General features: G+C 66.2%; 5 protein-coding genes. All 5 read right to left on the bottom strand.

The window, feature by feature from the left end:
- Window positions 1-851 (bottom strand): isocitrate dehydrogenase kinase/phosphatase AceK regulatory subunit (locus V7Q81_RS15500; RefSeq protein WP_333845124.1); only part of this gene is annotated, 851 nt, incomplete at its 3' end.
- 65 nt (window positions 852-916) lie between these two features.
- On the bottom strand, window positions 917-1,285 hold the full coding sequence (locus V7Q81_RS15495; protein ID WP_333845122.1) for a YidH family protein: 369 nt from the start codon (window positions 1,283-1,285) through the stop codon (window positions 917-919).
- A gap of 11 nt (window positions 1,286-1,296) precedes the next feature.
- Window positions 1,297-1,722, bottom strand: a complete 426-nt coding sequence (locus tag V7Q81_RS15490; RefSeq protein WP_333845119.1) for a thioesterase family protein — start codon at window positions 1,720-1,722, stop codon at window positions 1,297-1,299.
- A gap of 23 nt (window positions 1,723-1,745) precedes the next feature.
- On the bottom strand, window positions 1,746-2,510 hold the full coding sequence (locus V7Q81_RS15485) for an amidohydrolase family protein (RefSeq protein ID WP_333845116.1): 765 nt from the start codon (window positions 2,508-2,510) through the stop codon (window positions 1,746-1,748).
- Complete coding sequence (locus V7Q81_RS15480) at window positions 2,507-2,848, bottom strand: DUF488 domain-containing protein (RefSeq protein WP_442954859.1); 342 nt, start codon at window positions 2,846-2,848, stop codon at window positions 2,507-2,509. Before V7Q81_RS15480 ends, V7Q81_RS15485 begins: the two co-directional genes overlap by 4 nt.
- Window positions 2,849-2,901 lie beyond the last annotated feature (53 nt).

Genomic DNA, 2,901 nt, shown 5'->3' with positions numbered 1-2,901 from the left:
GTGTAGATTTCCGCCGGCGGCTTTTCCGGGAGCAGCTCTCGCAAGAAAGCCACGTAGGCCGAGGGCACTTCCATGTCCACCATGAAGTAGGCACGGGCGAAACTGAACAGCACCGCGATATGGGACGGCTCGAGGAGGAGCGTGTCCACGTAGAGCTCCCGCCGCGCGTTCTGCAGCAGGGGCACCACGAACGGATATTGGCGGTTGCCGTTGATGGCACGTCCCACGATGTAGGCCCCCTTGTTGCGGAAGAAGAGGGAGGAGAGCACCTGCAGCTGGAAGTTGGGCTGCAGCTGCCAGGGAGAAGGGAAGCGTTCCTCCAAGGCCTGCAGCAGCAAACCCACGTCCCGTCCCAGGTCTTCGAAGGGGTTGCGCAACCCGAAGCTCAAGAGGATGTCCGTCACCGTGCGCCGCAGCCCCCGGGCGGTCGGGTAGTGGCAGCGATAGGTCGGGACGTCGCCTTCCAGATACTCGGTGGAGATGGCCGGGCGCCAGAAGATGAACTGGTTGTGGAAGTAGCGCCGATGCAGCACCCGGCAGGCCACCGAGTTGTAAAAAGTCTCGGCGCACTCGGGCTGGCGGTGCTCGTAGAGCAGTCCGATGTAGGCGAGCTTGATGCGCGGCCAGAGGGATTCGTCCCCGGCGCCAGGGAAGCGCCGGCGCACCGCCGCCACCGCCTCTGTGACCCGCTGGTCGTACATCTGGATGCGCAGCCGCTGCGCTTCCCGGGCCGCGGCCCAGTCGGCGTTCTCGAAGCGCTCCTTGGCCCGGGCGCTTGCTTCCCGGAACAGGCGGTAGTGCTTGTCGAAACCCGCTAGGATGGTACGGGCGATGTCCTCGTGGATGCTCACGGGCCCCCTGCCGCGTCGCTCGGTCTCCTCCATGGTAAGCCCGCAACCGCGAGACGGCCAGGGGGCTACAGGCCGGACAGGAGATACAGGGTGATCGCCAGTCCCAGGCCGGCGAGGGAGAGGTTGGTGACGACTCCGGCGTTATACCAATAGCGCTCCGGGATCTCGATGGGTTTCAACTGACGGATGACGCGGCGGTACTGGGCGGTGGAGATCAGGGCGGTGATGACGCCGAGGACGATAAACGCCACCCCGACCCAGAACGATACGCCGCGCTCAATCGGCCGGGTGGGGTCCGCCGCCAGCATGTGCAGGAATAGCCCGAAGCGCTCGATCACGAACCCGAAGGCCATGAGGGTGAGGCTGGTGCGGGTCCAGGCGAGGAGGGTGCGTTCGGCGGCGAAAAAGACGCGGGGATCGTCGAGGTAGGACATGGAGAAAGCCCCTACGCTGCCGACGCGGCTTTGTGCTGCAGCCGCTCGTTGAACCGCTGGAGGTCGATCACGAACCGCTGGTGGGTGCCGCGACTCACCACTTGCAGACCGTCGTGGGCTTCCACTTCAAACGTAAGTTTTCGTCCGTCCACCTCGATGAGCTTGGCCCGCACCCTCACTTCCAACCCGGGCGGAGTCGCCGCCTCGTGGCTCAGGTTCACATGGGTACCCACGGTCATCTCCCGTGGCCAATCCAGGTAGGGGTTGACGGCCCGGATGCAGGCCCACTCGATAAGCCCCACCAGGAATCCGGTGGCGAATACCTGGGGCATGACCTGGAATTCCGGCGACTCGGGGTACAGGGCGGGCACCGTCTTCGCTTCGGGCACGCGATAGCGAAAGGTGTGCTCGACGCCGGGCTTGAGCGATTCCTTCATGGCGTTTTTCCTTTCTCTTGGACTCAACTGCGGAAGGAGGCGGCCCGCGGCCGGTAGAAGGCGAGGGCGTTGCCCCATAGAACCTTGCGCGCCTGGTTTTCGTCCAGGGCATCCATCACCCGCTGCAGATCTTCGTCCCGGTAGGGCACCGGCGCGCGGGTGGAGGGCAGATCGGTTCCGAACATCACTCCATCGGGATTGGCGGCGCAAAGCGCCTTGAGGGCGCGGGGCACGTCCAGGTCCCCGCGCCCAAAGCCCGACGCTTTGACCCGCACGCCCTGCTCCACGAGGGCGAGCAGGGCCGTCAGGCCCTCCCGGGAAAGCCCTAGGTGATCGATGCTCACGGCGGGAAGGCTGAGCAGCCGCCGCGCGAGGGACGGCAGCTCGCGCGCGTCGATATAGAGCTCCACGTGCCAGCGGGCGAGGCGGTACACGCGCCAGGCGAGAGTTTCGAGGTGATCCACTGTCTCAGAGCCGCCTCGCCGCAGGTTGAAACGCACCGCCCGCACGCCGGCGGCGTCGAGGGCCAAAATCTCCTCGTCGGCGACGCTGGCGGGCAGCTGGGTCACTCCCACGAAACACGGGCCCAGCTCTGCCAGGGCCGCCCTGAGGTAACCCTGGTCGAAGCCCTGGAATGACCCCGAGACCACGGCGCCGCCCACGAGCTCCACCCCTTCCATGCGCCGCAGATAATCCGTGCAAGTGAAAGGTTCGGGCCGATAGCCGTCGTGGGGCGTCAGGGGAAAGCGCGGGTCCACGATGTGGAAGTGGCTGTCGAAAATCCTCATCGCCGGTGAGATTCCAGGTACTGGCGTAGCGCCACCGCATTGTTGTGCTCCTCGTCCCGGGCCCCGAAGAGGAGCGTCACGCGCCCGCGGCGGGCCTGTTGCCTGAGCTCCTCCAGTCGCTCCCGATGGGCCTCGAGCTCTGCGAAATAGCGACGGCGGAACTCGTCCCAGCGGGACGGCTCATGGCCGTACCACTTGCGCAGCGCATCGGAGGGTGCGATGTCCTTGAGCCACAGATCCACCCGGGCGGCTTCTTTGCTCAGGCCTCGGGGCCAGAGCCGATCCACCAGCACCCGCAACCCATCCTCTTCTCGGGGCGGATCGTAGACCCGGCGCACGGCGAATCCCTTGGGTGAGGGCGCCCGGGGGGCTTTCCGGGGCAGGGATGGAG

The sequence above is a fragment of the Pelomicrobium sp. genome (assembly GCF_036803785.1).
Taxonomy (GTDB): Bacteria; Pseudomonadota; Gammaproteobacteria; order Burkholderiales; family UBA6910; genus Pelomicrobium.
This window is presented reverse-complemented; position numbering and strand designations above follow the sequence as displayed.

Bases quoted from the DNA above. Each gene is read 5' to 3' on its own strand.
- V7Q81_RS15495 (WP_333845122.1), bottom strand. From the start codon at position 1,285: ATGTCCTACCTCGACGATCCCCGCGTCTTTTTCGCCGCCGAACGCACC.
- V7Q81_RS15490 (WP_333845119.1), bottom strand. From the start codon at position 1,722: ATGAAGGAATCGCTCAAGCCCGGCGTCGAGCACACCTTTCGCTATCGC.
- V7Q81_RS15485 (WP_333845116.1), bottom strand. From the start codon at position 2,510: ATGAGGATTTTCGACAGCCACTTCCACATCGTGGACCCGCGCTTTCCC.